At 38.4% G+C, this 25,031-nt stretch carries 29 protein-coding genes; 16 read left to right on the top strand and 13 right to left on the bottom strand.

From position 1 onward, the window contains the following. Positions 1 to 8: 8 nt before the first annotated feature. Both ACSVH6_RS04205 and ACSVH6_RS04200 read left to right on the top strand, forming a co-directional pair. On the top strand, positions 9 to 1,625 hold the full coding sequence (locus ACSVH6_RS04205) for a M1 family metallopeptidase (protein ID WP_438075891.1): 1,617 nt from the start codon (positions 9 to 11) through the stop codon (positions 1,623 to 1,625). A gap of 80 nt (positions 1,626 to 1,705) precedes the next feature. After that, positions 1,706 to 2,131, top strand: coding sequence for a DoxX family protein (locus ACSVH6_RS04200; RefSeq protein ID WP_438075889.1), 426 nt, complete (start codon positions 1,706 to 1,708; stop codon positions 2,129 to 2,131). 119 nt (positions 2,132 to 2,250) lie between these two features. Here ACSVH6_RS04200 and ACSVH6_RS04195 read toward each other — a convergent pair whose 3' ends face one another. Further along, positions 2,251 to 3,291: an AMP-binding protein gene (locus ACSVH6_RS04195; RefSeq protein WP_438075887.1), complete on the bottom strand. Its 1,041-nt coding sequence runs from the start codon at positions 3,289 to 3,291 to the stop codon at positions 2,251 to 2,253. Beyond that, a complete protein-coding gene (locus ACSVH6_RS04190) occupies positions 3,284 to 4,219 on the bottom strand; it encodes a CPBP family intramembrane glutamic endopeptidase (protein WP_438075885.1) in 936 nt (311 codons plus the stop codon). The genes ACSVH6_RS04195 and ACSVH6_RS04190 overlap by 8 nt, the downstream gene beginning before the upstream one ends. 65 nt (positions 4,220 to 4,284) lie before the next feature. Here ACSVH6_RS04190 and ACSVH6_RS04185 point away from each other — a divergent pair, with 65 nt between their 5' ends. Beyond that, positions 4,285 to 4,626 carry an ArsC/Spx/MgsR family protein gene (locus tag ACSVH6_RS04185; protein WP_438075883.1) on the top strand — a complete coding sequence of 114 codons (342 nt, stop codon included), beginning with the start codon at positions 4,285 to 4,287 and terminating at the stop codon, positions 4,624 to 4,626. A gap of 86 nt (positions 4,627 to 4,712) precedes the next feature. Next, a complete protein-coding gene (locus tag ACSVH6_RS04180; protein ID WP_438075881.1) occupies positions 4,713 to 7,259 on the top strand; it encodes a TonB-dependent receptor domain-containing protein in 2,547 nt (848 codons plus the stop codon). Positions 7,260 to 7,317: 58 nt separating this feature from the next. Here ACSVH6_RS04180 and ACSVH6_RS04175 read toward each other — a convergent pair whose 3' ends face one another. Further along, complete coding sequence (locus tag ACSVH6_RS04175; RefSeq protein ID WP_438075879.1) at positions 7,318 to 7,491, bottom strand: hypothetical protein; 174 nt, start codon at positions 7,489 to 7,491, stop codon at positions 7,318 to 7,320. Between the two features lie 250 nt (positions 7,492 to 7,741). On the opposite strand from ACSVH6_RS04175, the gene fumC reads away from it, so the two are divergent. Continuing rightward, positions 7,742 to 9,127 (top strand): class II fumarate hydratase, encoded by a 1,386-nt coding sequence (gene fumC / locus ACSVH6_RS04170; RefSeq protein ID WP_438075877.1) that lies wholly within the window; start codon positions 7,742 to 7,744, stop codon positions 9,125 to 9,127. A gap of 95 nt (positions 9,128 to 9,222) precedes the next feature. On the opposite strand, the gene ACSVH6_RS04165 is transcribed toward fumC, so the two are convergent. From ACSVH6_RS04165 to ACSVH6_RS04150, 4 genes are all read right to left on the bottom strand, one after another. Continuing rightward, on the bottom strand, positions 9,223 to 9,723 hold the full coding sequence (locus ACSVH6_RS04165) for a CAP domain-containing protein (protein WP_438075875.1): 501 nt from the start codon (positions 9,721 to 9,723) through the stop codon (positions 9,223 to 9,225). A gap of 272 nt (positions 9,724 to 9,995) precedes the next feature. After that, on the bottom strand, positions 9,996 to 10,640 hold the full coding sequence (pdxH, locus tag ACSVH6_RS04160) for a pyridoxamine 5'-phosphate oxidase (RefSeq protein WP_438075873.1): 645 nt from the start codon (positions 10,638 to 10,640) through the stop codon (positions 9,996 to 9,998). 123 nt (positions 10,641 to 10,763) lie between these two features. Next, complete coding sequence (locus ACSVH6_RS04155; RefSeq protein ID WP_438075871.1) at positions 10,764 to 11,672, bottom strand: ribonuclease Z; 909 nt, start codon at positions 11,670 to 11,672, stop codon at positions 10,764 to 10,766. A 5-nt stretch (positions 11,673 to 11,677) separates the two neighbouring features. Further along, a complete protein-coding gene (locus ACSVH6_RS04150; RefSeq protein ID WP_438075869.1) occupies positions 11,678 to 12,010 on the bottom strand; it encodes a ribonuclease Z in 333 nt (110 codons plus the stop codon). Positions 12,011 to 12,307: 297 nt separating this feature from the next. Between ACSVH6_RS04150 and ACSVH6_RS04145 the strand changes: the two genes are divergently transcribed. Then, the gene (locus ACSVH6_RS04145; RefSeq protein WP_438075867.1) at positions 12,308 to 12,679 is read left to right on the top strand and encodes a hypothetical protein; all 372 of its coding nucleotides are present in this window, start codon (positions 12,308 to 12,310) and stop codon (positions 12,677 to 12,679) included. Between the two features lie 76 nt (positions 12,680 to 12,755). Here the strand turns inward: ACSVH6_RS04145 and ACSVH6_RS04140 are convergent, their stop codons facing one another. Together ACSVH6_RS04140 and ACSVH6_RS04135 are read right to left on the bottom strand one after the other, a co-directional pair. Beyond that, positions 12,756 to 13,295: a Smr/MutS family protein gene (locus ACSVH6_RS04140; protein ID WP_438075865.1), complete on the bottom strand. Its 540-nt coding sequence runs from the start codon at positions 13,293 to 13,295 to the stop codon at positions 12,756 to 12,758. Continuing rightward, a complete protein-coding gene (locus ACSVH6_RS04135; RefSeq protein WP_438075863.1) occupies positions 13,276 to 13,482 on the bottom strand; it encodes a hypothetical protein in 207 nt (68 codons plus the stop codon). Before ACSVH6_RS04135 ends, ACSVH6_RS04140 begins: the two co-directional genes overlap by 20 nt. An 82-nt stretch (positions 13,483 to 13,564) precedes the next feature. Between ACSVH6_RS04135 and ACSVH6_RS04130 the strand changes: the two genes are divergently transcribed. Together ACSVH6_RS04130 and ACSVH6_RS04125 are read left to right on the top strand one after the other, a co-directional pair. Next, positions 13,565 to 13,843 carry a DUF2752 domain-containing protein gene (locus tag ACSVH6_RS04130; RefSeq protein WP_438075861.1) on the top strand — a complete coding sequence of 93 codons (279 nt, stop codon included), beginning with the start codon at positions 13,565 to 13,567 and terminating at the stop codon, positions 13,841 to 13,843. 16 nt (positions 13,844 to 13,859) lie between these two features. Continuing rightward, positions 13,860 to 14,216: a CCC motif membrane protein gene (locus ACSVH6_RS04125; RefSeq protein WP_438075859.1), complete on the top strand. Its 357-nt coding sequence runs from the start codon at positions 13,860 to 13,862 to the stop codon at positions 14,214 to 14,216. A gap of 52 nt (positions 14,217 to 14,268) precedes the next feature. Here ACSVH6_RS04125 and rocD read toward each other — a convergent pair whose 3' ends face one another. From rocD to ACSVH6_RS04110, 3 genes are all read right to left on the bottom strand, one after another. Further along, entirely contained in the window at positions 14,269 to 15,513 is a 1,245-nt protein-coding gene (gene rocD / locus ACSVH6_RS04120) for an ornithine--oxo-acid transaminase (protein ID WP_438075857.1), read from the bottom strand. 145 nt (positions 15,514 to 15,658) lie between these two features. Further along, positions 15,659 to 16,912, bottom strand: a complete 1,254-nt coding sequence (locus ACSVH6_RS04115) for an NRAMP family divalent metal transporter (RefSeq protein WP_438075855.1) — start codon at positions 16,910 to 16,912, stop codon at positions 15,659 to 15,661. Positions 16,913 to 16,958: 46 nt separating this feature from the next. Next, positions 16,959 to 17,507 carry a DUF1697 domain-containing protein gene (locus tag ACSVH6_RS04110; protein WP_438075853.1) on the bottom strand — a complete coding sequence of 183 codons (549 nt, stop codon included), beginning with the start codon at positions 17,505 to 17,507 and terminating at the stop codon, positions 16,959 to 16,961. Positions 17,508 to 17,742: 235 nt separating this feature from the next. Here ACSVH6_RS04110 and ACSVH6_RS04105 point away from each other — a divergent pair, with 235 nt between their 5' ends. The 4 genes from ACSVH6_RS04105 (at position 17,743) to ACSVH6_RS04090 (ending at position 22,394) form a co-directional block, all read left to right on the top strand. Then, positions 17,743 to 19,389 carry a PAS domain-containing protein gene (locus tag ACSVH6_RS04105; RefSeq protein ID WP_438075851.1) on the top strand — a complete coding sequence of 549 codons (1,647 nt, stop codon included), beginning with the start codon at positions 17,743 to 17,745 and terminating at the stop codon, positions 19,387 to 19,389. A gap of 369 nt (positions 19,390 to 19,758) precedes the next feature. Beyond that, positions 19,759 to 21,171, top strand: a complete 1,413-nt coding sequence (gene rlmD / locus ACSVH6_RS04100; RefSeq protein WP_438075849.1) for a 23S rRNA (uracil(1939)-C(5))-methyltransferase RlmD — start codon at positions 19,759 to 19,761, stop codon at positions 21,169 to 21,171. Positions 21,172 to 21,181: 10 nt separating this feature from the next. Further along, complete coding sequence (locus tag ACSVH6_RS04095) at positions 21,182 to 21,679, top strand: DUF6452 family protein (protein ID WP_438075847.1); 498 nt, start codon at positions 21,182 to 21,184, stop codon at positions 21,677 to 21,679. Next, entirely contained in the window at positions 21,651 to 22,394 is a 744-nt protein-coding gene (locus ACSVH6_RS04090; RefSeq protein WP_438075846.1) for a DUF6048 family protein, read from the top strand. Before ACSVH6_RS04095 ends, ACSVH6_RS04090 begins: the two co-directional genes overlap by 29 nt. Positions 22,395 to 22,397: 3 nt before the next feature. On the opposite strand, the gene ACSVH6_RS04085 is transcribed toward ACSVH6_RS04090, so the two are convergent. Continuing rightward, a complete protein-coding gene (locus ACSVH6_RS04085) occupies positions 22,398 to 22,631 on the bottom strand; it encodes a hypothetical protein (RefSeq protein WP_438075844.1) in 234 nt (77 codons plus the stop codon). Positions 22,632 to 22,756: 125 nt separating this feature from the next. Between ACSVH6_RS04085 and ACSVH6_RS04080 the strand changes: the two genes are divergently transcribed. The 4 genes from ACSVH6_RS04080 to ACSVH6_RS04065 all read left to right on the top strand — a co-directional run bounded on the left by ACSVH6_RS04080 (position 22,757) and on the right by ACSVH6_RS04065 (position 25,024). After that, positions 22,757 to 22,981, top strand: a complete 225-nt coding sequence (locus ACSVH6_RS04080; RefSeq protein WP_438075842.1) for a hypothetical protein — start codon at positions 22,757 to 22,759, stop codon at positions 22,979 to 22,981. A gap of 17 nt (positions 22,982 to 22,998) precedes the next feature. Continuing rightward, on the top strand, positions 22,999 to 23,841 hold the full coding sequence (locus ACSVH6_RS04075) for a GNAT family N-acetyltransferase (protein ID WP_438075840.1): 843 nt from the start codon (positions 22,999 to 23,001) through the stop codon (positions 23,839 to 23,841). Between the two features lie 58 nt (positions 23,842 to 23,899). Further along, positions 23,900 to 24,424, top strand: a complete 525-nt coding sequence (locus ACSVH6_RS04070; RefSeq protein ID WP_438075838.1) for a hypothetical protein — start codon at positions 23,900 to 23,902, stop codon at positions 24,422 to 24,424. A 72-nt stretch (positions 24,425 to 24,496) separates the two neighbouring features. Further along, positions 24,497 to 25,024, top strand: a complete 528-nt coding sequence (locus ACSVH6_RS04065; protein WP_438075836.1) for a superoxide dismutase family protein — start codon at positions 24,497 to 24,499, stop codon at positions 25,022 to 25,024. The last annotated feature ends 7 nt before the right edge of the window (positions 25,025 to 25,031 follow it).

Raw genomic sequence — 25,031 nt, 5'->3', positions numbered from 1 at the left:
ATGCATTTATGAAAAACATGTTGTTTTACAGCTTAATCCTGATTGGACTCCAAACACTTTCAGCTCAGGAAATTTTCACACGAAAAGACTCTCTGCAAGGCGGCCTAAGATCTGAACGGAACTGTTTTGATGTATTGCACTACGCTTTAGATGTCAAAATAAACCCGGAAGATAAAAGTATCATCGGTTCTAACACCATTCAATTCAAAATAGCTGAGAACACAAAAAAAATCCAACTCGATTTGTTTGAAAACATGCAAATCGATTCGATTGTATTTAACTCCAAAAAGCTTCACTACCAGCGTGAATTTAATGCTGTTTTCATTGATTTTCCTTTTGTGTTAACGCAAAATTCAGAACAAACACTTCAATTTTATTATTCCGGAAAACCTATTGTAGCCCGAAATGCTCCTTGGGATGGTGGATTTGTTTTTACCAAAGACCTGCAAGGCAAACCTTGGATTGGCGTGGCTTGTCAAGGGACCGGCGCCAGTTTATGGTATCCCGTGAAAGACTCACAAAGTGACGAGCCCGATTTTGGTGCCACAATAAAAGTGACTGTGCCTGACGGTCTGACCGCTGTTGCCAACGGCAGATTAATCAGCAGGGACAATCTGCAAAATGGTGATGTTACATGGTATTGGGAAGTAAAAAATCCTATTAACACTTATGATATCAATATCACGATTGCCGATTTTGTTCACCTGCACGATACTTACAACGGTTTAGATTTAGATTACTATGTTTTAAAACAAAATGAAGCGGAGGCAAGAATACAATTCGAAGAAGTCAAACCAATGATGGAATGCTTTCAAACACGGTTCGGAGAATATCCCTTTAAAGAAGATGGTTATAAATTAGTCGAAACTCCTTATTTAGGTATGGAACATCAAAGTGCTGTAGCTTATGGAAATAAATATTTAAAAGGATATAGAGGCAATGATTTGTCAGGCACCGGTTTAGGATTGTTATTTGATTATATTATTATTCACGAAAGTGGTCATGAATGGTTTGGCAACAGCATCACTTCCAAAGATATAGCCGACATGTGGATACATGAAGGATTTACCATGTACAGTGAAGCAGTCTACATGGAGTGTCAGTATGGTTATGAGAAGGCACAAACCTACATCAATGGTATGAAATCAAATGTGAGCAATGACAAACCTATTATTGGTCCCTATGGCGTGAACAAAGAAGGGTCAGGCGATATGTATTACAAAGGAGCTTTATTGCTAAATACTATCCGTCACATTATTAATGATGATAGTAAATGGTGGTCCTTGCTACTGAAATATTCTCTAACCTATCGTCACAAAATTATTGACACTGAAACAGTAGTATCATTTTTCAATAGTGAATCCGGAATGAATTTGACTTCGGTTTTCAATCAGTATTTGAGATATCCGAACATTCCAAGGCTTGAATATAAAATTAAACAGCATAAACTGGTATACCGCTGGAACAGTGACGAAGCAGGATTTGTGATGCCGATTGATCTCAAAATAAAAGGAAAAAAAATCCGAATAACCCCAACAAACTCTTGGACCATTTCATCAGTTTCGGTAAAGAAAGAAAGTGATATTGAAGTTTTGACAAATGATTTTTTTGTCAATGTTAATTAGCAGCTCATAATTTTAAGTCAATTTTTAGACATATCTCATTAATAAATAGTAACTTAGATTAAATTTTAAACTTTGTTATTATGGATACTTCAGTAAAAGGTTTGAACAAATGGGCCAATGCCCACACCAATTTTTGGCTCGACACACTTCGTATTGTTTTAGGGATTTTCTTCATCTACAAAGGCGCTTATTTCATCACTAACAGTAGGGATTTTGAAGATTTGATTGCTCCTGTAAGTAACTTCATGGGAGGCATGCTTACATTTCATTACATTGCGGCAGCTCATATCATGGGCGGAATCATGATTATTTTCGGATTACTGACCCGTTGGGCCATTATCGCTCAACTTCCTATTCTGATGGGGGCTATCCTCATCAATCTCTTTGGTGAGATGCATATGGGTAATTTTATATTGGCAATAGTAGTTTTCGGTGTTAGTATATTCTATTCTTTTTACGGAGGCGGAAAACATTCGGCAGATTATTATTTTAAAATGGAAAAGTAAATTATTTAGTTTCTTATAAACGAAAAACGCAACAATCGAAAAAATTTGATTGGTGCGTTTTTTACTTTTAATTATGAACAAAGAATTGATGTGCTACAATATTTCTTTAGCACTAAAATCTAAGCCAATGTTTCTTTTCTCAGTATCTTCCCTGTTGAAGTTTCTTTGAATTTAGAAACAAAAACAACCTCTTTCGGTTTTTCGTATTTATCTAAATCATCATAAAGGTTTTCATCTAAATGACAGGACTCCCCTTCTATAACTAAAATAACTTTCTCACCCAGTTCAGTATCAGGTTTGGAGGCAATAAAAAAACGCTGGTTTATTTTACCTGCCAATTTATGCTCAATCTGCTCCGGTATCAGCTTGATTCCACCACTATTGATGATATTATCCACCCGACCTAAAAAAACAAATTGATTTTCATTCATCAATTCCACTATATCGTTGGTTACAATCACATCATCCGAAATGCGCAAGGCGTGAATTACCAAACAATTCCTGTCATCGTACGAAATATTGACATGAGGCAATACTGTAAATGCTTTGTCACCCAACTTTCTAGCGGCTATGTGGGTAATAGTTTCCGTCATTCCGTAAGTTTCGTACACCTGTGTCGATAGTTTCAACAATTGTTTTTCTAAAGCCTTATTGATGGCAGCTCCACCTACAATTACTTTTTTCACGCGCTTCAGTTCCTGAATAGAATTTTGCGCTTGCAAAGGCACCATGGCTACAAAATCATAATTCGTATCGTTATTACGCAATGGATGTGAACTGGGTGATACAAAATCTAAATCAAAACCCAAAATCATGGCGCGAACCAACATCATTTTTCCGGCTACATATTTTACCGGTAAACAATGCAGGGCTTTATCTCCGGGATGTAAATCAAAAAAATCACCAGTGGCCAAAGCCGAGTTTACCATAGCCTGCTTGCTCACGGTTATAACCTTTGGAGTTCCGGTCGTGCCAGAGGTCTGCATCTCTATGTAATCTTTACTATCAAACCAGTCCAACAAAAAATCACCAACCGGTTTTTCAAAATCTTCTCCTTCTTTTATAAAACTATACGCTACACGGCACAAATCTTCTCGATTCAAATGAAATCCGTTCAATTTGAATTGATTATGTACATTTTCGTAGGTTGGGTTATTCATAATATGTTGTATTTTGAAGTTGTTCTTCGTTCTTGATTTCAATTTCACCAATCAGTCTGTCCTTCCAATTGTTCCATTTGTATTTTTTACTAAAGATAAATAATAGTATCGGGAAAATGATAAACACGGGCATCAAAACATCAAAACCGGCTGAAGGTATAGACGTATCTTTAAAAACAGAATCCGTTTGGAAAGCCGACCAATCTGAAGTAATCAACAAAGCACCAACCAAATTATTTGCCGCATGGAAGCCTAAAGCTAACTCCATACCTTCATCCATAAGCGTAATGATTCCTAAAAACAGTCCTGTTCCGATGTAATAAATCAAAATAATATTACCCATTTTTTCCACTTCAGGATTGGCTATATGCATGATGCCAAACATAAAAGATGTAATCAGTAATGGAAAAACCTTGCGTTTCGTTGCCAAACCTATACCTTGCATCATATATCCTCTGAAAAGATATTCTTCAAAACTGGTTTGAATAGGAATCAAAAGTGTGGCTAAAACAGTTAGAATCAAAAAAGGCATGGGCTTAAAATTCCACTGAAAATCTTCCGGGTTGGTATAATAAACCGCTACCGTACTACCTACTGTAAATAATGTCCAAATAGCGAAAGAAAAGAAAATCCTCCCCCAATCTACTTTGGCTCTGGAAGTAGTTAAACTTCTGATAGATTGCTTGTGCAGGTATTTTACCCAAATAAACAGCAGCAACAATCCTATTGCAAACGGAATCATATTTTCAATAAAAACACCATTCACCCCTTTGCTCTTGATTTCGTTTTTCATAATTTCGTTTACATCCAGATGTAAACCTGTTATAATCAAATAATTTAATCCCATTAAGATTACAAAAGCTAACGGAATAGGTAAATAGAGCCATAGACTCTGGGTATTGGTTTTTAATAATTGTTTGATAAACATTGCAAATATTTTAATTGCCTAAGTTAACTTTTTTCCATTAATATCAATTACTTTGCAGAAAAAAGATGATACAAATACTTCACAATCCAAGATGTGGAAAATCAAGAAGCTGCTTGGCTTTTCTGAATGAAACTGATAAAAAATACGAGATTATTAATTACCTTGAAAATCCTCTGACAATAGAAGAAATTAAAGTCTTGCTTAAAAAACTCAACTTCAAACCGATAGATTTGGTTCGTCAAAAAGAAATCGTTTGGATCGAAAATTTCAAAAATAAGAACCTGACGGATAATGAGATTATTGTAGCTTTGGCTACACATCCTATACTGATTGAACGGCCAATAGTCATTGACTGTGATAAAGCTGTAATTGCACGTGAATTAGACAAATTGGAAGGTTTTCTTTAAACGGAACATTTGTTATTTAACAAAGATTTGTGAAATCAGGCTTAAACCAAAACGTATTTTTGCGGTTCTAAGCAAGAAAAATTCAGATGAAGAGATTCCATATTATTACAACCCTACTGCTATTGTGCCACTCTTTTTTAATGTTTTCCCAACAAAAACAAGATCGTCCTAAAATCACTATCACGGGTAAAATTATTGAAAAATCGAGCCAGCTCCCTTTGGAATATGCAACGATAACGTTGAAAAACAGTAAAAACCCAAAAATGCTTTTTGGAGGAATTACCGATAATAAAGGTGATTATTCGGTAGAAATTATCCCGGGAACATACGATATTACACTTGAGTTTATTTCATTCAAGCCAACCGTACTGACTCAAAAAAAATTAATGGAAACTTCGAGTTTAGGTACCATAGGTTTGGAAGAAGATGCTACCCAACTGAATGAAGTCATTGTTCGTGCCGAAAAAAGTACTGTTGAAATCAAACTGGATAAAAAAGTTTACAACGTTGGTCAGGATATGATCGTAAAAGGAGGAACTGCCAGTGATGTATTAGACAACGTTCCTTCGGTAACTGTTGATCCTGATGGAAACGTAGCATTACGGGGCAATGACAATGTTAAAATTCTGATTGACGGAAGACCAACCAATGCCGTCAATGTAGCTGATGCACTAAAAACCATCTCAGCAGATGCTTTGGATAAGATAGAAGTGATTACTAATCCCTCTGCCCGTTATGATGCCGAAGGTGGTGGGGGCATCATCAACATTTTACTCAAAAAAGGAAAAAACCAAGGAATTAACGGAACCTTAGTCGGAACGGTCGGTAATCCCAGAAATTACGGGTTAGTATCAAATATTAACTTCAAAAGTGAAAACTTCAACTTGTTTTCCACTCTTGGGTATAATGACAGTAAATCACCTGGAAAATCCCTAACGGATACCGATTATTTAAACCCGGACGGAACGGTTCAGAAAACAATCAACGAAAGGAGTTCACGCGAAAGAGGCCGAAAAGGATTCAATTATACCATTGGTTTGGATTGGTATCTTGACAAAACCTTGACCTGGACTAACTCTTTCAACTATCGCAAAAATGACGGTTCTAATCCGGATAATGTGTTTTTGTATAATTATGAACCCAACAATGATTACATCAGAAACCGTTATAACGATCAGTTCACCAATACCCGAGATTTGGAATACGCCTTTAATTTTACTAAAAAATTCAAAAAAGACGGACATAAACTAACCGTTGACGGCTCATTTTCCAACAATTTGGATAATGACATCTCTACGATTTATGATCAGGTACTCGGACAAAGTACAATTAACAGAGAATCAACCATTAATTATCAAACTCAAAAAAGAAATCTGATTCAATCAGACTACGTATTGCCTTTAGGCAAAAACAGCCAATTTGAAGCTGGTTATAAAGGCGATTTCAACGAATTACTGACCGATTATAAAGTAGGCAATGTAGATGACAACGGGAATTACACACCGAATCTGAATTATACCAATCAACTCGATTACAGAGAAAAAATTAACGCGCTGTATACTCAGTTCGGTTCCAAAATTGGAAAATTCTCTTATTTGCTGGGCATGCGTTATGAAGATTCTAATATCGATATTGATTTACTAACAACAAATAATTTCAACAACAAGAGATACCACAACTTTTTCCCAAGTTCTTTTTTAACCTATCAACTGACGGAAGAAAGCACAATATCGTTGAATTACAGTAAAAGAATTTCAAGACCGCGTTCTCGCTTTATCAACCCTTTTTCCAATTATTCAAGCAATGTCAACATTTTTCAGGGAAATCCGGATTTGAATCCTTCTTTAACTGATGCTTTTGATTTGGGTTACATGACCAAATGGGGAAAAGTCACATTCTCGACCTCAATGTACTACAACATGACTAAGGATGTATTCCAATTCATAAAAAGACCTAACGGAAAATATGTAGTAACAACCATTGTAGACGGTGCCGATATCCTCGATGAAAACGGACAGGTAATTCAAATAGTGGGCGGAGCCGATATTACTACCCCGGTAATTGTATCTACTCCTATCAACTTAGCCAGCGAAAACCGTTTTGGTTTTGAGTTCAACCTCAATTATTCTCCCTACAAATGGTGGAAACTAAATGGAAACTTCAATTTCTTTCAAAGCAAAATCAGCGGAAGTTATACCTACACTCTGGAAAATACAGGCGAAACCGTATATCAGGATTTGAGCAGAACAGCGGCCAGCTGGTTTACACGGGTTTCTTCTAAAATCTCCTTACCTTATAAAATTGAATGGCAAACCAATGCTACTTACAATGCACCGCAAAATACTTCTCAAGGAAAAAGTTTGGGGACTTATGGTGTAAATTTAGCGTTCAGCAAAGACGTTTTAAAGGATCAGGCAACTGTAGCTTTTAACGTTAACGATCTTTTTAATTCCAGAAAAAGAATCACTGAAACCAATTTGCCTACCTTAAATTCTTATAGTGAACAACAATGGAGAAGGCGACAAATCAACATTTCCTTCACGTATCGTTTCAATAAAACTAAAACCGAAAAAGACAAGGATAAAAAAACAAAAGGAAATCAACAAGATGACAATGGGGACTTCCCCGGATAATACATAAATAAAAAAAGTCCCGATTGCTCGGGACTTTTTTTTACAAAAACTTAATAAATTAAGCTGTTTGCTCGGCTTCTCTTTTCGCTTTTCTCTCTTGAAGAAATTCTCTCATACCTCCAAAAATCCAATAAGGAACAATGAAAGTAATCAAGAACATCATCAACCAAAAACCAATGGTTAGAATGGTCAAGAACGCTAAGAAACCTAAATACTGTTGAAATTCAAACATGTTTTCCGGAATTTTTTTGAATTATACGCAAATGTATGAGTAATAATTAAGGTTACCAAATAACAAAACCGTTTTTATTCAATAGTTTTTAACCGTAACTTTGAATATAATTTTCAGAAGCTTTTTCCGGCTATACGTTACAATCTTTTAGGATTGATTTCCCTTTCGCTTCGCTACAGGGCAATCCTAAAAGGATTTTCACTGCTATCCGGGCTAGATTTCACGTTACTAATTACTTACCGACTTTATTATGGAATTCAGAATAGAAAAGGACACCATGGGCGAAGTAAAAGTCCCTGTCGAAAAATATTGGGGAGCTCAAACCGAACGTTCCCGTAACAATTTCAAAATTGGGCCAACCGCTTCGATGCCCGGAGAAATTATTTACGCTTTTGCTGTTCTTAAAAAAGCGGCAGCCTTTGCCAACTGCGATTTGGGAGTGCTTTCCACAACAAAACGAAACGCCATTGCTCAGGTATGCGACGAAATCCTAGCCGGGAAGTTAGATGACCAATTCCCACTAGTTATTTGGCAAACCGGTTCAGGAACACAAAGCAATATGAATGTGAATGAAGTCATTGCCAACCGGGCTCAAGTTTTGGCTGGTTTTAATATTGGCGAAGGCGAACCCGTTTTAAAAGCCAATGATGATGTGAATCAGTCGCAGTCCTCTAATGATACCTTCCCTACAGCTATGCACATTGCCGCCTACAAAGCAGTGATAGAAAACACAATTCCAAATGTAGAAAAACTCCGAGATACATTAAATACCAAAGCCAACGCCTTCAAAGAGGTTGTAAAAATTGGCCGAACTCATTTGATGGATGCCACTCCAATTTCTTTGGGTCAGGAAATTTCAGGTTATGTAACTCAATTAAATAACGGATTAAAGGCTCTGAAAAACAGCTTACCTCATCTTTCGGAAGTAGCGCTTGGCGGCACCGCAGTAGGTACCGGTTTGAATACTCCAATTGGTTATGATGTCAAAGTCGCAGAATATATCGCTCAATTTACCGGCCATCCGTTTGTAACGGCACCCAATAAATTTGAAGCATTAGCTTCCCACGATGCTATTGTTGAAAGTCATGCTGCTTTAAAACAATTAGCCGTTTCCTTAACAAAAATCGCCAACGATATCAGAATGATGGCTTCCGGTCCGCGTTCCGGTATTGGGGAAATCCTAATTCCCGAAAACGAACCGGGTTCTTCTATTATGCCTGGAAAAGTCAATCCCACCCAATGCGAAGCTTTAACCATGGTTTGTGCTCAGGTGATGGGTAATGACGTCGCGATTACCGTTGGTGGCATGCAAGGGCATTACGAACTCAATGTTTTTAAACCCATGATAGCGGACAACTTTTTACAATCAGCACAATTACTTGGGGATGCCTGTGCATCATTTGACGAACATTGCGCTCAGGGAATTGAACCCAATCACAAACGCATCAAAGAGTTAGTTGATAATTCATTGATGCTGGTTACAGCTTTAAATACCAAAATAGGATATTACAAGGCAGCAGAAATTGCCCAAACCGCACACCAAAACGGTACAACTCTTAAAGAAGAAGCTATTCGATTGGGCTATGTAACTGCAGAAGAATTTGATGCTTGGGTCAATCCTTCCAACATGATATAAAACAAAAAACCCGCTGAATAGCGGGTTTTTCTAGATCTGTCAAAATCAAACAAAACAATAATCAAACTATTATTTTCTCTTTGTACGCATGGTTATTATTTCTTTTTAATAAACATGTTCGTGTAATATTTTCTTCCAGTAGCTGGATCGGTGGTAACGGAGATTCCGAAATGGGTAAAGTCTCCTTCAATGTTGGCTTTGTGTGTCGGACTGTTCAGCCAGGCATTAAAAGCACTTTCGGCGGTTAAGTAATTGTAAGCAATGTTCTCTCCTACTTTCTCGGCTCCCAATACTTCGATTAAGTTCTCAGAACGATCGTAAAAATAATCATGGTTCACCACTTTGTTATCAATCATGTATTCATTGTGCTCTTCTGATTTGTAAGAGATGTGATTGATTACCTGCAAGGTGTTTAAACCGATGCTTTGACGATAATTGTTGATGAGGGTTACCAACTGCAACTCGGTGTCGTTGTAATTGTAGGTCGTTACAAGTTTGTTGTCAGTTGTAGTACTTTCTGAAGAATCAGAAGAACAAGATACCATAGTGAGCACAATTGCTATCGGCAATAATGCTCTGAACATTTTTGCTTTCATAGTAGTAGGTTAAGTTTTTGAATAAAGTAGATGTGGGGCAAACACTTTATCGGATTAATAATGACAGAACGTATTGTTTGATTTGGTTTGACAATATTAGGCTAAAACAACGTTTAAATACAAATAAAATCGATGAAATACATTGTTTTATTGTTTATACATGTATTATTCTTACTTATATTATATTTCAACATGATTACCTTGTCTGTTTACAAAGCTAAAAAACCACTACGATGAGTGGTTTATATAATTTCGGGTAATTGTTATACAATTTAAGGCGAAAGTCTATCAATTTTCCAATTGAAATCTTTCTGAAGAGTATAACGTATCCTGTCATGCAGGCGATTAGCTCTTCCTTGCCAGAATTCTACTGCAATCGGGCGAACAAGAAATCCTCCCCAATGTTTCGGTCTGGGAATTTCTTTGCCTTCAAACTCTTGTTCTAATTGTTTGAGTTTTTCATCCAGAAATGCTCTTGAAGGGATGACTTCACTTTGCGGGGATACTATGGCTCCCAGTTTACTGCCATCGGGACGGGAATCAAAATAATTATCGGAGAGGTTGGCGGCGATTTTCTCGGCGACTCCCTTTATGATAACCTGTCTCTCCATGCTATGCCAGAAGAAAGAAAGGCAAACATTGGGGTTTTGCTGTATCGCTTTTCCTTTTTCGGAATTGTAATTGGTGTAAAAGATAAATCCTTCTTCGTTGATTTTTTTGAGCAGTACTACTCTGGACTTTGGAAAACCGTCCAAACCAATAGTAGCCACCGTCATGGCATTGACTTCTTCGTTATCGTTGAACTCTTCGGTTTCGTAGAACCACTTGTGGAAGAGGTTGATGGGATCTTCGGGGATGGTGGTTTCGAGGAGTTCGCTTTTTTCGTAGGATTTTCGGTAGTTGCTTAAATCTTTCATAAAGCAAAGTTAGTAAGTTTTTAAATGTGAAAATAGTTTTCTTTACAGCCCTGACAGCAGCAGCTACCGTGTAGCGCGGATGGCAGGAACAACAATTCCTGACAAAGCCCGAACCATGCGCTCCTAATCAAACTCAAACACTTTGCCATCATCAGCCAGCAAAATACCAGGGAATACGGTTTGGGCTTCCTGCAGGAACAATTCAATATTGCTGTAGCGGGTACTGTAGTGTCCCAGCAACAATTGTTTTACCTTGGCCTTATGTGCAATGGTTGCGGCTTCGCGAGCTGTACTGTGCATGGTTTTTTCGGCTTTGTCTGCCTCCGATTCCAAGAAGGTAGTTTCGTGGTAAAGCACATCGGCGTTTTGAATGATGGGAATAATGGATTCATCATACATGGTATCGCTGCAAAAGGCGTAGCTTTTGGTAGGTTCAGGATCAAAAGTGAGTTCAGCATTGGGGATTACCGTACCATCATCAAGGGTGATGTTGCCGCCGTATTTGATTTTGCGGTAGTAGACTGTGTCTATTTGATAGGACTCAACAGCCTCCACATTGAGTTTGCGTTCTTTGGGCTTCTCCTGAAACAGAAAGCCATTGGTATAGATGCGATGTTTGAGCGGAATGGTTTTGACCAGCACTTTTTCGTCTTCGTAAATGACTTCGCTCTCTTTGGAAGTCAACTCATGAAAATACAGGTTGTAACCGGTAAACGAATTGCCGTAGCGCAACTGCAAGAGGATGATTTCTTTGATACCTTTGGGACCATAGACATGTAAATCGGTTTGGCGGTTTAAAAGCATAAAGGTAGATATTAAGCCTACCAGCCCATAAAAGTGGTCGCCGTGGAGATGCGAAATAAAAATATGATTGATTCTGGAAAATCGAAGCTTGTTTTTTCGCAATTGTACTTGTGTCCCTTCTCCGCAATCAATAAGAAACATGTGGTTTCTGATTTCAAGTACCTGAGACGTTGGATTGGTAATCGTACGTGGCGTGGCTGCATAGCAGCCTAGTATGGTTAACTTCATTCGTCTTAAAATCCTAAGTCGCGCTCAATCTCTTCCATTTCAATAATATCATGAGCTTCTAGTATAGTAGGCACCAAGGTGATGCTTTTGGGCACTGCATTAAAATCGATGCTGTCAGCCACCAGTACCAGTGATTTTTTTTCTTTCTGATGTGATTTTGTCATATCAGCAAACGATTTGACATCATTCATGGTAAGTGTTTTATCGTGTGATAAATCAAGAATCAGATTTTGGCTTTTATAGGTTGCATACTCATGCGCTAACTTTTGAAGAAAGTCAGCCGTATTGCCTTGAGTATTTCTGATGATAGTGGTGTGTCCTTTGTGTTCTACTTTCATTTTGATTTAACTTTTATGCTGAGGCTAATTTACTAAGATTTTGTCACTAATGGGTCATTTATTGACCGGATAATAAAAGGAAAGTTGCAGTTCATAGAAATTATTGGTTTTTCATCGGTAAACTACACGTTTTTTTAACGTTTTCTAGACGAACGACACAAAAAAAACGCTGAAAACCCCCGAATTTGTTGGATTTGTGCTTTAAACGACTTTTGGAGTTAGTTATCGAAAAAATTTCATGTCTGAGCACCGTCGCTGTAGTTTTGACTCAGAAATAATAACCAAATCAACAGAATTATGACAACAATTACTAACACTACAGCAAACAAAATCAACTTCAGATTAATCGCTTTATTCGTATTATTAGTATTGTCTTCAACTGGAGCTTTTGCACAAAACAACACTACTGCTGTTTCAACTGCAACTGCTACAACTCAGGTTTCTATAGCTAAAGAAACTACAATGGTTATTACAACTGACAACACTGTAGCTTCAAACAACGATTTCGCTGTTTGGTTTACAGGAAACACTAAAACAGAAGGAAGTGCTACAACGAACTCTTCAAACTTTGGTAAAAAACAATTGATTAACTCAGGTGTTAAATCGGCCAGCGTTTTAGTTAGAACTATCTTGAAAAAAGTTATCTTCCAAGAAAACAGTGTTGCTTAATTAGAAATTATGTTCTAAATATAATTTGGTTAGTTTTGGAAATTGAAAAAGTCCCGTTTGTTCTCCGGGACTTTTTCTATTTTACGTTTTGCTTGAAATACACTTCTGTGGCTCCGGAACCATACTTTTGATAGTTGGCATCCTGAAAGGATATAGTATCGTAGCGTCCGAGCATAAAATCAAGTTCTGATTTGAGTACCCCTTCACCTACTCCGTGTATGAATACTATTTTAGGAATGCGGTTGCGGATGGCAAATTCAATGTGTCGCTTAGCCGTTTCCATTTGGAGGGTAAGAATATCATAATTGCTCATGGATTTGTAGTTCTTGACCAGTTTTTCGATATGCAAGTCAAAATCGGGCACGGGAATTTCTTTTTTGGACTTCTTCTCTTTATTAATGTAATTAGGCTTCGCAACTTCTTTTTCGCTGATGATTTGGTTTTTATTAAAACTAACATTCATCCCGGAGCCTTCCATTACGATGAGTTCATTACTTTTAAAAGTCATGTGAAATCCGTCGGCGGTTTCTATAGTCACATCATTGCCTTTAACTTCTGTTACGATACCATCAATAGCATCGTCTAAAACCGAAACTTTATTCCCCTTGGTTAGCATCGTCTTCTTCTTTTAGTTCTTCTGTTTCTGTATGTTTGCTTGGCGTTTTGGCACTCAGCTGCATCATGCCTACCATAAATAGAATTATGGCAGCGCATTGAATATAAATATTAGGTTGGGCTTTGGATTGTTCAAATAAACCAATCACTATGGCCACAAACATTAAGGGCAGTAGTATTTTTTTCATAGTCAAATTTATAAAACTTTATCGAGGTAGGGAAAAATTGAAAATTTATTCCTAAAATTGTTTAACTAATAATTTGCTCCGCATGGAAGAATATATGTTGCCTTGCCTGAATAAAAAACTCTTTGGAGTCGAATGCTTTGGTTGTGGAGCGCAACGTTCTTTCGTCATGCTGGTTCATGGGAATTTTAGCGAAGCTTTTCATTTGTTCCCCCCTGTTTATACCACGCTGCTATTATTGGTTTGCATTGGACTGCATTTTATAGACAAATCCAGAAATTACCACAAAGCAATTATTGGCATGGCGGTTATCAATGCTGTGCTCTTAGTGGTTTCTTATCTTTACAAAATAACTCACTATTAACTAAATCTTTATTTTTATGGAACAATCCGACTTTTCTAACTTTGAACCGAAACAAAAATTACCCAATGCTACCGCTGTATTGGTATTGGGTATCTTATCAATTATCACCTTCTGCTGCTATGGTATCATCGGCTTAATACTGGGTATTGTAGCCTTGATTCTGGCTAAAAAAGATTTGAATGAGTATCGTGCTAATCCGGCCTTATACACCAATTACGGGAATCTGAATACCGGTAGAATACTGGCCATCATCGGATTGGTATTGAGTCTTATCTATATCCTGTTCATTATTTGGCTTTTGAATTATTTTGGCATGGATGCCTTAAAAGACCCGGCTTTAATGCAGGAAAAAATGCGTCACTTAGCTCAATAATCCCTAACAATAATGCATAAAAAAATCCGCTTTTCAGCGGATTTTTTTGTTTCTATTTTTCAAACTGTTGCAGTGTCTTAATAATGATAGCCACACAATCCAGTAACTGCTCTTCATTCATAACCAATGGTGGCGCAAAGCGAATGATATTACCGTGTGTAGGCTTGGCCAGCAAACCGTTATCACGTAACGACATACAGATATTCCAAGCTGTATCGCTCTCTTCGGTATCATTAATCACTACAGCGTTCAACAAGCCTTTTCCGCGCACTAAAGTGGCAATGTTTGAGGTTTCGATGTATTTGGCTAGTTCAGCTCGGAACAGCTTTCCTAAACGTTCCGCATTTTCAGCCAGTTTTTCATCCTGTACCACTTCTAAAGCAGCGATAGCTACCGCTGCCGCTATCGGATTACCTCCGAAAGTAGAACCGTGTTGTCCCGGCTTAATCACATTCATAATCGCGTCATTGGCCAAAACAGCAGACACCGGATAGGCTCCTCCCGAAATGGCTTTTCCTAAAATCAAAATATCCGGTTGAATGTTTTCATGGTGTACGGCCAAGAGTTTCCCGGTTCGGGCAATTCCGGTTTGCACTTCATCAGCAATAAACAGTACATTATTATCCTCACACAATGCTTTGGCTTTGGCTAAATAGCCTTCGCTTGGCACATAAACTCCGGCTTCACCCTGTATAGGTTCAACTAAGAATCCGGCGATATTCTTGGAAAACTTGATGGCTTTTTCCAGCGCATCAATATCATCGTATGGTATTTTTATAAATCCGGCAGTGTAAGGACCGAAGTTTTTACGGGCATTCTCATCATTGGAAAACGAAATAATGGTAGTCGTTCTTCCATGGAAATTGCCTTCACACACAATGATTTGTGCTTCGTTTTCATGAATTCCTTTCTTTTCGTAAGCCCATTTACGACATAGCTTCAAAGCCGTTTCTACAGCTTCGGCTCCCGTATTCATAGGCAGTACTTTATCAAAACCAAAATAACGGGTAATGTACTCTTCATACACTCCTAATTTGTCATTGTAAAACGCTCTTGAGGTTAAAGTTAACGTTTGGGCTTGCGCTATCATAGCCCCCACAATTTTTGGATGGCAGTGTCCTTGATTTACGGCCGAATAGGCCGAAAGAAAATCATAATACTTTTTGCCTTCCACATCCCAAACATACACTCCTTCTCCTCTGTGGAGTACTACCGGAAGCGGATGGTAATTATGAGCTCCGTACTTGTCTTCTAATGCAATAGCATCGGCTGAAGTTAATTTTTCTAAAACTGACATTGTAATTGAATTGTAATCTGATCTCGTCTCAGATTATTTATAAAATCGCAATTCCTTCTTTTGGAGAGAAATCATCCATAGTCATGACAAAAGTATAAAAAAGATGGTTAGCTTGTTAGACAGCTTGGACAGTTTAGAGGTCAAACTATGCAAATTGTAAATACAATAATGCTATCGCTGCTACAGTCATCAATAAGAAAGCAGCTATCCCCAAAACATTTGAAAACCAGCTGTTCGTAAAAGGTCCCATCACCGCTTTATTGTTGGAAATATGCAAAATGATAGCAATCAGCACCGGAGCCGTTACTCCATATAAAATAGCCGTGTAAATCAGGGCTTTTACTGGTGAGATTCCAATGTAATTTAACGACAGACCCAAAATAAGGGAAATGGCCATAACGATATAAAAAGCCTTAGCCTCGTGAAACTTTTTATCCAGGCCTTCCTCCCACCCAAATGTTTCGGTGATGATATAAGACAGCGAACCGCTCAAAACCGGTATCGCTAATAAACCCGTACCAATCACTCCTACGGCAAACAGCAAATAGGCAAAATCTCCGGCCAGGGGTTTTAAGGCAGCTGCTGCCTGCTCAACGGTATCAATCTGATGAATACCGCTTTTGAACAACACTGTTCCTGTAGTCAATATGATAAAGAACATGACGACGCCCGAAAAAGACATTCCGAAATCGACATCTTGTTTCATGTCGTGAATAATTTTTCGGTTCACGATTAAATGTTTCCGCCGATGTCCCATCTCTTCCACTTCCATCGAAGCCTGCCAAAAAAACAAGTACGGTGATATCGTCGTTCCCAAAATCCCCACTAAAACAGCGACGTATTCCTCATTAAATTCAATAGTGGGAATAAAAGTATTTTTGGCAATCGCCAGCCAATCCTGTTGATACAAAAACGGAACAACCAAATACACCAACAAAACAATACAGAGGTATTTGAGCGTAGCCGCTATCTTTTGATACGGAAGGTAAATAATAAGAAACAAGAGAATAATGGTAAACACCACACTGAAATAGCTGGCCTCAATTTTAGGAAACAATAAATTACCCACGGCACCCATACCGGCAATATCAGCACCAATATTCATAACGATAGCAGGAAAACTGAACAATAACATGACATACAAAACCGGCTTTGGGTAATGCTTTTTTAAAGCTCCGGTTAAACCTTGTGAGGTCACCAACCCAATCTTGGCACACATTTGCTGAATGGCAGCCATCAACGGAAAAGCAATCAAAGAAGTCCACAAAGTAGTAAGCCCGTAAGCGGCACCGGCTTGTGAATATGTAGCAATCCCCGAAGGATCATCATCACTGGCTCCGGTTATGAGTCCGGGCCCCAGTACTTTCCAAAAACGAAGTAATTTATTGGGTCGCTTCACAAATTTGTACTTATTATTAGGCTAATATATAACTAAACCACGGCCTTTATACCCTGTCCTGAAACATTTTCAACAACGTGTTTACGGTATTCCAGTTGCGTGTAGTCGACATTACATTCATATTTTTTTCTATCCACTTATTGTCTAGCTTCGTTTTGGCCGGCGAAATGTCATACTTCAAATAAATTCGCTTGCCATCCAGCTGAATCTCATCAGGATGAATAAAGTTTAAGTTGAGTTGGGTAATCATATTCTCAGGCAATTCGGAGGAGATAAACGACACATACAGTTTCTTTAAATCAACTCCTTCTTCATTCAAAAAATTATTCCGGTCCAAACAGGCCTGCAAATCTTCCTGACCAATAACTATGACCGGTACATCATGCCCAAACTGTTTAAATATTTCTTGTTTAATATCGAAACCAACCTTAGCCGGACTCGTTTCATCAGTATCTACAAACACATTACCCGATTGGATATAAGTTACCACATTAGTAAAACCAATGCCTTCCAAAGCTTTCTTCAAAGCATCCATTTTAATCATTTTGTGTCCTGAAACATTGATGCCTCTGAGCAGGGCTAAATGGGTAACCATAGCTTATTTTTTTTCTAAAATTACACTTTTTTTGTTTATTTTTTCAATCCCCTTTGGGAAAGAAATCTTTTTATGAAAAAATAATGTAAATTGACCTCCATAACGCATAAAACTTGAATACTCTTTAATAGTTGACATTAAAACAGTAAGGAATATGTTGGTGATTATTTCAAAAAAAAGAATACTTTTACTGTAGCAATTATCCTATTCATCTCCATAGCAATCCGCATTACATATGAACGACAATCTGAAAAACCTGAGTAGATTCTCATCTTTTAAAATTGTATTACTATATGCGTTAGTTAGTGCTGTTTACATTTACACGTCCGACTACTTCCTGGAAAAACTGGTTACTGACATTGATTTACTTTCCAAAATGCAAACCTATAAAGGCATCGGATTCATCCTCATCACCGCTGTGCTTCTTTTCATCCTGGTTAAGAGAAATCTCGACACTACTACAACACAGTACGAACAAATTTTGGACGTCAAAAAAAACTTTAACAACCAATTGCTGCAATCGAAGGAAGAATACATAACCCTGTTCAATCACAGCCCGTTGCCTATGTGGCTTATTGATCCTGAAACCCTGCAGTTTCTGATGGTAAACGAAGCGGCTTGCAGCATCTACGGATTTTCAGAGGAAGAATATGCCACGATGACCCTGCGGGATATCCGTATCGACGAAGACATTCCGCTAATGGAAAAGATCCTCTTTGACCCGCTTGATGATAATAGACTGTTGTTGCCAAGTATCATTAGACACCGAAAAAAGAATGGGGACATCATTCAGGTAAAAGTAAAGGCCACAATCGTAACCTTTGAAGGAAAACCGGTAAGACTGGCTTCTGCGGTTGACGTAACCGCTGAAATGGACACCCAGAACAAACTGCTCGAAACCAATGCCAAATTGCAATTAGCCACTGATATTGCCGGATTAGGCTATTGGAGTAATGATTTAATAAAATCAGAGATTACATGGTCTGAAGAAGTCTATAAGATTTTTGAAGTCAATCCCGATAATTTTAAACTGTCACTGGAAACAATTAAAGCCCGTTTCCATCCTGACGACCGCATTAATTTTGATCCTGAGGTGTTCTCCCATTTTGAAAACAGAGCTGTTCAGGAAAATGAACACCGAATTATTACCGATTCAGGTCAAACCAAATGGATTTTGGTTCGACAATATTTAATAAAAGACAACGAGGATAAAGCAGTAAGACTGGAAGGGGTTTTACTCGACATCACCCAAATAAAAAGGCACGAACAGGAAATTTGGGAAAGTAATGAGCGTTTTAAAATACTGACCAAAGCAACAGTCGAAGCCATTATAGACTGGGACATCAAGAACCAATCGGTCATTTGGGGAGAAGGCTTTCATACCATCATGGGCTACGATCACAACACCGATAATTATGACCTTTGGTCTGACAACATTCATCCCGAAGACAGAGATAAAGTTTTAGACGATTTACAAAAAACACTCAAAGACCCCACCAAGTTCCATTTTAATGCGGAGTTCCGTTTTGTAAAAGCCAACGGCGACATCGCTCATGTACAACAAAAAGGGATTTTCATTCGCGACGCTGATGGCAGAGCCGTCAGAGCATTGGGAGCCATGATTGATTTAACGGAAACCTTGGAAAGGCTGCGCAAAATTGAGTTGCAAAATAAAGTCCTCAAAGAAATTGCCTGGACGCAATCGCACGTGGTACGAGCACCCCTGGCCAACCTGATTGGTTTGGTAACCCTGTTGAAAGAAGGCAACACCTCTTCTACCAATCCGGGGATACTGGTAGATTACATCAGCGAATCAGCCAAAAAACTGGATGATATCATCCGTGAAATTGTGAAAAAGTCCAGCGAAATAGACAAACTCTAACAACCGAATGGGAATACCCATTAAAAGAGAATTGACAATCAAACACTTCATCCCTACTGTTCTTCTGTAAACCGTATGGCCACTTGCTAATTTCTCTAGAGTGCCGCTAGAGTGCTGCTAGAGTGCCGCTAGATTGCCATAAGAGTGCTGCAAGAGTGCCACAAGGGTGCTACTATAGTGCCATAACTGATTCTCTATAGTGCCATAAAGCCTTTTTTCATAGTGAAAAACGACCGGAGACAAATCAGTACAAACGAAGCTATTCATTTACTTTCATGAACAACCTAAACCCGCCATCAGGAATAAAATTGTAGTTCATAATTCACCATTCGTAATTCGTAATTTATAATTAAATCCTATTTTTGCCCCATGGGAAGAAAACAAACCAACAAAGTCATTTTTGAAAATATTACGGTTTTAGATGCAGGCGCTAAAGGCGTATCTGTGGCTAAAGCTCCGGAAGGTCAGGTAATCTTTATACCCAATGTGGTTCCGGGAGATGTAGTCGACATCCAAACACTTAAAAAAAGAAAAGCCTATTTTGAAGGTAAAGCCATAAAATTCCATTCCTATTCAGAACACCGTACCACACCGGTTTGTGAGCATTTTGGCGCTTGTGGCGGCTGCAAATGGCAGAACATGAAGTACGACCGCCAGTTGTTCTACAAAAATCAGGAAGTACAAAACAATCTCAAACGTATTGGCAAAATAGAATTACCTGATTTTGAACCGATATTAGGCTCTGAAAAACAGTTTTTCTATCGCAACAAGATGGAATTCGGATTCTCAGATACCCGTTGGTTGACCGAAAAGGAAATCCAGTCCGGTGATGATTTAGCTAAAAAGAATGCGCTGGGCTTTCACATTCCTCGCATGTGGGACAAAATACTTGACATCGAAAAATGTCACCTACAGCAAGACCCTTCTAATGCCATCCGCAACGAAATCAAACGCTTTGCGACTGAAAACGGCATGACATTCTTCAACGCCAGAAACCATGAAGGACTGTTGCGTACGCTGATGATTCGCACCGCTTCTACCGGTGAAATCATGGTGTTGATACAATTCTATCAGGAAGACAAGGCACAACGAGAATTATTGCTCAATCATATAGACGAAACATTTCCGCAAATTACATCGCTCCAATACGTGATTAACAGTAAAGCAAATGATACTTTGTACGATCAGGATATTAAGCTGTACAAAGGTCGCGACTACATTCTAGAAGAAATGGAAGGGCTGCAATTCAGCATCAACGCCAAATCGTTTTATCAAACCAATTCCGACCAAGCCTACGAATTATATAAAATTACCCGCGAATTTGCCGGATTAACCGGTAACGAAGTGGTTTACGATTTATACACCGGAACCGGAACCATTGCTCAGTTTGTCTCCAAAAAAGCCAAAAAAGTAATTGGCGTGGAAGCCGTTCCCGAAGCCATTGCCGATGCCAAAGAAAACGCCAAGCGCAACAACATTACCAACTGTGAGTTTTATGTAGGTGATATGAAAAACGTTTTCAATGACGACTTCATTGCCCATCACGGTCAACCCGATGTCGTAATTACCGATCCGCCGCGTGATGGCATGCACAAAGATGTGGTAGAGCAGTTACTGAAAATAGGAGCAGCAAAAATAGTATATGTAAGCTGTAACTCGGCCACTCAGGCTCGTGACTTGGCTTTGATGGACGAACACTACAAAGTCACCCGAGTACGACCCGTAGATATGTTCCCACAAACCCATCATGTGGAAAATGTTGTACTTTTGGAAAAGCGATAATTTTTTATAAATGAAAAAAATACTGGTATTGTTAGTGTTGGCTTTGTCCTTCTCCGGTTGTGAGAAAGATGACATTTGCACGGAAGAAACAACTCCCCGATTGGTATTGGAATTTTATGACGTTTCCAATCCGGCGAATCTTAAAAATGTGGTAAGCTTAAAAATAAAAGGTGAAGGAGCTTTCAATGATTTAGACTTGGGCACTTTTAATGGTGTCAGTAAAGTAGAGTTGCCGCTCAACCCGAATGCTGTTACCACAAAATACAGCCTGATACTAAACAGTAGCGGAACCTCCCCTAATCAGGACAATCTCGAATTCAATTATACAACACAAAACGTATTTGTGTCCAGAGCCTGCGGGTATAAAACAATTTACGAACTCAATACGGCCAACGGACTGGTACTAACGGAACCGGATACACCGGACAGCCCTTGGATACTAAGTTATACGCTGCAAACCAATACCATTACCACAGAAAATGAAACACATCTCAAAATTTACTTTTAGTTTTTGTCTTGTGTTGCTCTCATTTTGGGGTCAGGCACAAGAAAAAGAATCAGCCAAAAAAGACAGCGTACTGGTAAAAAAAGAACGTTACGGATTACGCGTTGGTGTTGATTTGTTCAAACTCACCCGTTCATTTTATGAAAAAGACTATAGAGGTATTGAGTTGACTGGTGATTACCGTTTGACCAGAAGACATTTCATAGCTGCTGAAATCGGAAACGAGAGTAAAACTGTGGATGATGACCGGGTCAACTTTACGACTGAAGGAACGTACTTAAAAGTAGGTTTTGATTACAACACCTACCAAAACTGGGGAAACATGGAAAACATGATTACACTGGGACTTCGTTACGGAGTAAGCAGTTTCAGCCAAACACTGAACAGTTTCCAATTGTACAATCCGTATCCTTATTTTGGCTCAACTCCTGAAATATCTTCCGGGACCAAATACAGCGGACTATCGGCCCAATGGATTGAGGTAGTGACCGGAGTAAAAGTAAAAGTCATCAACAACATTTTCGTGGGATTCAGCTTCCGAATGAATCGTTTAGTATCACAGAAAAAACCGGACAACTTTGACAACCTGTATATTCCGGGTTTCAACCGGACTTATAACGGCAACTTTGGCGTAGGATTCAACTACACGGTTTCTTATTTTATTCCGTTGTACAAATCGACAGTAAAAGCCAAGAAAGCTGAAGAGAAGAAAAAATAAACCTTATTTAATTTCCTTCACTCCTTTTATAAACAGCCATTTCATAAACAGTTTCTCTCCCTCATGAGTATTTACTGCTTGAAATTTGGGTGCTGTTAAGGTACTTACCACAAAGGAAGTAAAAGGAATCCACAAACCGATTAAGCCGGTATATTTCCCAATTAGGTAATAAAAAGAAAGGAACAATAGTGCAAAACCAATAAAGTTAAAGAGTAATGCTTTGGCTTTTTTAGACATGATGCCGAATAGTTTTTAATTTGTATTGAATGTCAAAGATAGACAATTAAGGCTATCTGATAATAATAGTTAAATTAATTTCCCGAGTGCTCAAAATGCCGTAATTTTGAGGAAACATCATTGGTATGAAAACACTCAATCAACTCATGCAAGACGTTATCAGTCTCACTACTGAAATAGAAACCAATTATCCGGAACTATATAAATATTTAAGTGAGACTCCTATCCCGTTGGGGCAGACAAAAAATCAAATGATACATGCGATTGATTTAGAGCAATATTTGGAAACGCTAAAAACACAATTGCAACATCATATTGAAACCCACCATAAAGAAAAAAACAACCATTAAGATTCTTCCTGATTATTATGATAACTTTTAAAACGCTGGAAAATGTCCCAATTAAGGTCATTTTAGACACCTTTAATTTGGCTTTTTCTGACTATATAGTTCCAATGCGGATTACCGAAGCCCAATTACTTGCTAAGATTAAAACCGAAAATCTGCAGTTGCAGTATTCAGCCGGGGCCTTTGAAAATGAGGAATTAATTGCTTTTATTCTTCACGGGCATGACTTTATTCAAGGCAAATCAGTTGTTTATAATGGAGGAACCGGTGTTATCCCATCAAAACGGGGTCAAAATCTCACCGAACAATTGTATGAATTTATCATTCCCTCACTTCGGGCAAAACAGATTGATTCAGTACAATTGGAAGTCATTACAACTAATATTCCTGCCATAAAAACCTATGAAAAAGCAGGTTTTAAAACGATGCGTGTATTGGATTGCTTCAAAGGAGTACTTTCACAAGAACCAACAGACAATACCTATATAATTCAAACCGTAACAACATGGGATTGGGCACTGTTTATTTCTTTTTGGGATTGGCAGCCATCATGGCAAAATCAAGTATCCGCCATTGAAAAAAGCAAAAATGACCTCGTCTGTCTGGGAATTTATCAGGAAAAGGAATTGCTCGGCTACTTACTTTTGAATACTCAAAGCAACCGTATCCAGCAATTTGCCGTAACTAAAAACCACCGTCATCAAGGGATAGCTACTGCCCTTTTCAAATACACGGCCGGACATTATAGTTCAGAGCTTACGCTGATAAACATTGATCATTCGTCCGAAAATACCATTCAATTTTTGGAAAAAATGGGATTTCATAAAACGGTCAGTCAATATGAAATGTGGTTGACACTCTAATCCTGCCCTTTTTTTATTACAGGCAAATTTCTATTTTAGTGGCTTAAAACAAATACTTATGAAATTATTAGGAATAGGCTCCAGAATCAATCATGCCGAATACGGAAAAGGCGTTGTAACCAATGTATCTTCCAAGGAATATTGGGTTACTTTTATAGATGGCGGGTTAGAAACCATAGCCATCAACAGCGAGTTTGAGGTAATTGAAGCTGCAGAAAACGAAGTAGACACCGTCAGTTTTTATGATGTGGAGCAAAGTTTATTATCCATATTGAAAAAATGGAACGGATTGGGCGAGCCGGTAGCCATTGGCGACAAATGGAAAGGTGGCAACATGAAGCTTGAACCGGGACAAGCAGGACTGGCTGCTAAAGATGTACCCATAGATACCTTTTTTCACAAGATTGTCATGCTTCGGGATCGTTTACGCGTGATGGAACAAAAAATCAACGCCAGTAATCTGGAAGAAATTGAAAAAGTAGAATTACAACAATACATCACCCGCATTTATGGAAGTTTAACCACTTTCAATGTGCTCTTCAAATCGCAAAGCGATTATTTTGTAGGAGAGAAAACCAAATAAATTTTAACTTTTTTTGAGGGTATTTCCGTTGAGTAATTGTTTACTTTTATACAACCAAAAAAATTAAATATCATGAAAAAAATACTTCTAGGAACGGCAGCACTCGGATTACTGATTTTCAGCTGTAAAAGTTCCAGTACCAATGACACTTCCAAAAAATTGGATATTGCTTTTGAGTCTAAAAGTGGCAGCACTGTAAAAGGAAATGCAATCTTCACAGAAAAAGACGGAGAAGTAACTTTGGTAGCCAAGCTAAGCGGTCTCAAACCGGGAGTTCACGCCATTCATATTCACGAAAAAGCGGATTGCTCTGCTGCTGACGCAGCATCGGCCGGTGGCCATTGGAACCCCACCTTTAAAAAGCACGGTAAATGGGGTGATGCTGAACATCACAAAGGCGACATAGGCAACTTTACTGCTGATGTGGACGGAAATGCCACTGTACTTTTTAAAACCAATGAATGGTGTATCGGTTGTGGAGATGCTACGAAAGATATTTTAGGCAAAGGCTTAATTGTGCATGCCAATCCGGATGATTACACCACACAACCCACCGGAAATGCCGGCGGAAGAGTGGCTTGTTCGGCTATTATAAAATAATTTTTTT

Origin of the sequence: Flavobacterium sp. XGLA_31, assembly GCF_051547105.1 — a bacterium.
Classification (GTDB): Bacteria; Bacteroidota; Bacteroidia; order Flavobacteriales; family Flavobacteriaceae; genus Flavobacterium.
Note: the sequence above shows the minus strand (reverse complement) of the source record. Positions and strands in the feature narration are given on the sequence as shown.

Excerpts from the sequence above, each read along its gene's own strand:
- ACSVH6_RS04140 (WP_438075865.1), bottom strand. The coding sequence starts at position 13,295 with ATGCTAACCAAGGGGAATAAAGTTTCGGTTTTAGACGATGCTATTGAT.
- ACSVH6_RS04180 (WP_438075881.1), top strand. The coding sequence starts at position 4,713 with ATGAAGAGATTCCATATTATTACAACCCTACTGCTATTGTGCCACTCT.
- ACSVH6_RS04205 (WP_438075891.1), top strand. The coding sequence starts at position 9 with ATGAAAAACATGTTGTTTTACAGCTTAATCCTGATTGGACTCCAAACA.
- pdxH (WP_438075873.1), bottom strand. The coding sequence starts at position 10,640 with ATGAAAGATTTAAGCAACTACCGAAAATCCTACGAAAAAAGCGAACTC.
- ACSVH6_RS04125 (WP_438075859.1), top strand. The coding sequence starts at position 13,860 with ATGGAACAATCCGACTTTTCTAACTTTGAACCGAAACAAAAATTACCC.
- ACSVH6_RS04185 (WP_438075883.1), top strand. The coding sequence starts at position 4,285 with ATGATACAAATACTTCACAATCCAAGATGTGGAAAATCAAGAAGCTGC.
- ACSVH6_RS04200 (WP_438075889.1), top strand. The coding sequence starts at position 1,706 with ATGGATACTTCAGTAAAAGGTTTGAACAAATGGGCCAATGCCCACACC.
- ACSVH6_RS04195 (WP_438075887.1), bottom strand. The coding sequence starts at position 3,291 with ATGAATAACCCAACCTACGAAAATGTACATAATCAATTCAAATTGAAC.
- ACSVH6_RS04075 (WP_438075840.1), top strand. The coding sequence starts at position 22,999 with ATGATAACTTTTAAAACGCTGGAAAATGTCCCAATTAAGGTCATTTTA.
- ACSVH6_RS04130 (WP_438075861.1), top strand. The coding sequence starts at position 13,565 with ATGGAAGAATATATGTTGCCTTGCCTGAATAAAAAACTCTTTGGAGTC.
- ACSVH6_RS04095 (WP_438075847.1), top strand. The coding sequence starts at position 21,182 with ATGAAAAAAATACTGGTATTGTTAGTGTTGGCTTTGTCCTTCTCCGGT.
- ACSVH6_RS04150 (WP_438075869.1), bottom strand. The coding sequence starts at position 12,010 with ATGAAAGTAGAACACAAAGGACACACCACTATCATCAGAAATACTCAA.
- ACSVH6_RS04190 (WP_438075885.1), bottom strand. The coding sequence starts at position 4,219 with ATGTTTATCAAACAATTATTAAAAACCAATACCCAGAGTCTATGGCTC.
- fumC (WP_438075877.1), top strand. The coding sequence starts at position 7,742 with ATGGAATTCAGAATAGAAAAGGACACCATGGGCGAAGTAAAAGTCCCT.
- ACSVH6_RS04155 (WP_438075871.1), bottom strand. The coding sequence starts at position 11,672 with ATGAAGTTAACCATACTAGGCTGCTATGCAGCCACGCCACGTACGATT.
- rocD (WP_438075857.1), bottom strand. The coding sequence starts at position 15,513 with ATGTCAGTTTTAGAAAAATTAACTTCAGCCGATGCTATTGCATTAGAA.
- rlmD (WP_438075849.1), top strand. The coding sequence starts at position 19,759 with ATGGGAAGAAAACAAACCAACAAAGTCATTTTTGAAAATATTACGGTT.
- ACSVH6_RS04065 (WP_438075836.1), top strand. The coding sequence starts at position 24,497 with ATGAAAAAAATACTTCTAGGAACGGCAGCACTCGGATTACTGATTTTC.
- ACSVH6_RS04070 (WP_438075838.1), top strand. The coding sequence starts at position 23,900 with ATGAAATTATTAGGAATAGGCTCCAGAATCAATCATGCCGAATACGGA.
- ACSVH6_RS04090 (WP_438075846.1), top strand. The coding sequence starts at position 21,651 with ATGAAACACATCTCAAAATTTACTTTTAGTTTTTGTCTTGTGTTGCTC.
- ACSVH6_RS04165 (WP_438075875.1), bottom strand. The coding sequence starts at position 9,723 with ATGAAAGCAAAAATGTTCAGAGCATTATTGCCGATAGCAATTGTGCTC.
- ACSVH6_RS04110 (WP_438075853.1), bottom strand. The coding sequence starts at position 17,507 with ATGGTTACCCATTTAGCCCTGCTCAGAGGCATCAATGTTTCAGGACAC.
- ACSVH6_RS04085 (WP_438075844.1), bottom strand. The coding sequence starts at position 22,631 with ATGTCTAAAAAAGCCAAAGCATTACTCTTTAACTTTATTGGTTTTGCA.
- ACSVH6_RS04145 (WP_438075867.1), top strand. The coding sequence starts at position 12,308 with ATGACAACAATTACTAACACTACAGCAAACAAAATCAACTTCAGATTA.
- ACSVH6_RS04135 (WP_438075863.1), bottom strand. The coding sequence starts at position 13,482 with ATGAAAAAAATACTACTGCCCTTAATGTTTGTGGCCATAGTGATTGGT.
- ACSVH6_RS04080 (WP_438075842.1), top strand. The coding sequence starts at position 22,757 with ATGAAAACACTCAATCAACTCATGCAAGACGTTATCAGTCTCACTACT.
- ACSVH6_RS04105 (WP_438075851.1), top strand. The coding sequence starts at position 17,743 with ATGAACGACAATCTGAAAAACCTGAGTAGATTCTCATCTTTTAAAATT.
- ACSVH6_RS04175 (WP_438075879.1), bottom strand. The coding sequence starts at position 7,491 with ATGTTTGAATTTCAACAGTATTTAGGTTTCTTAGCGTTCTTGACCATT.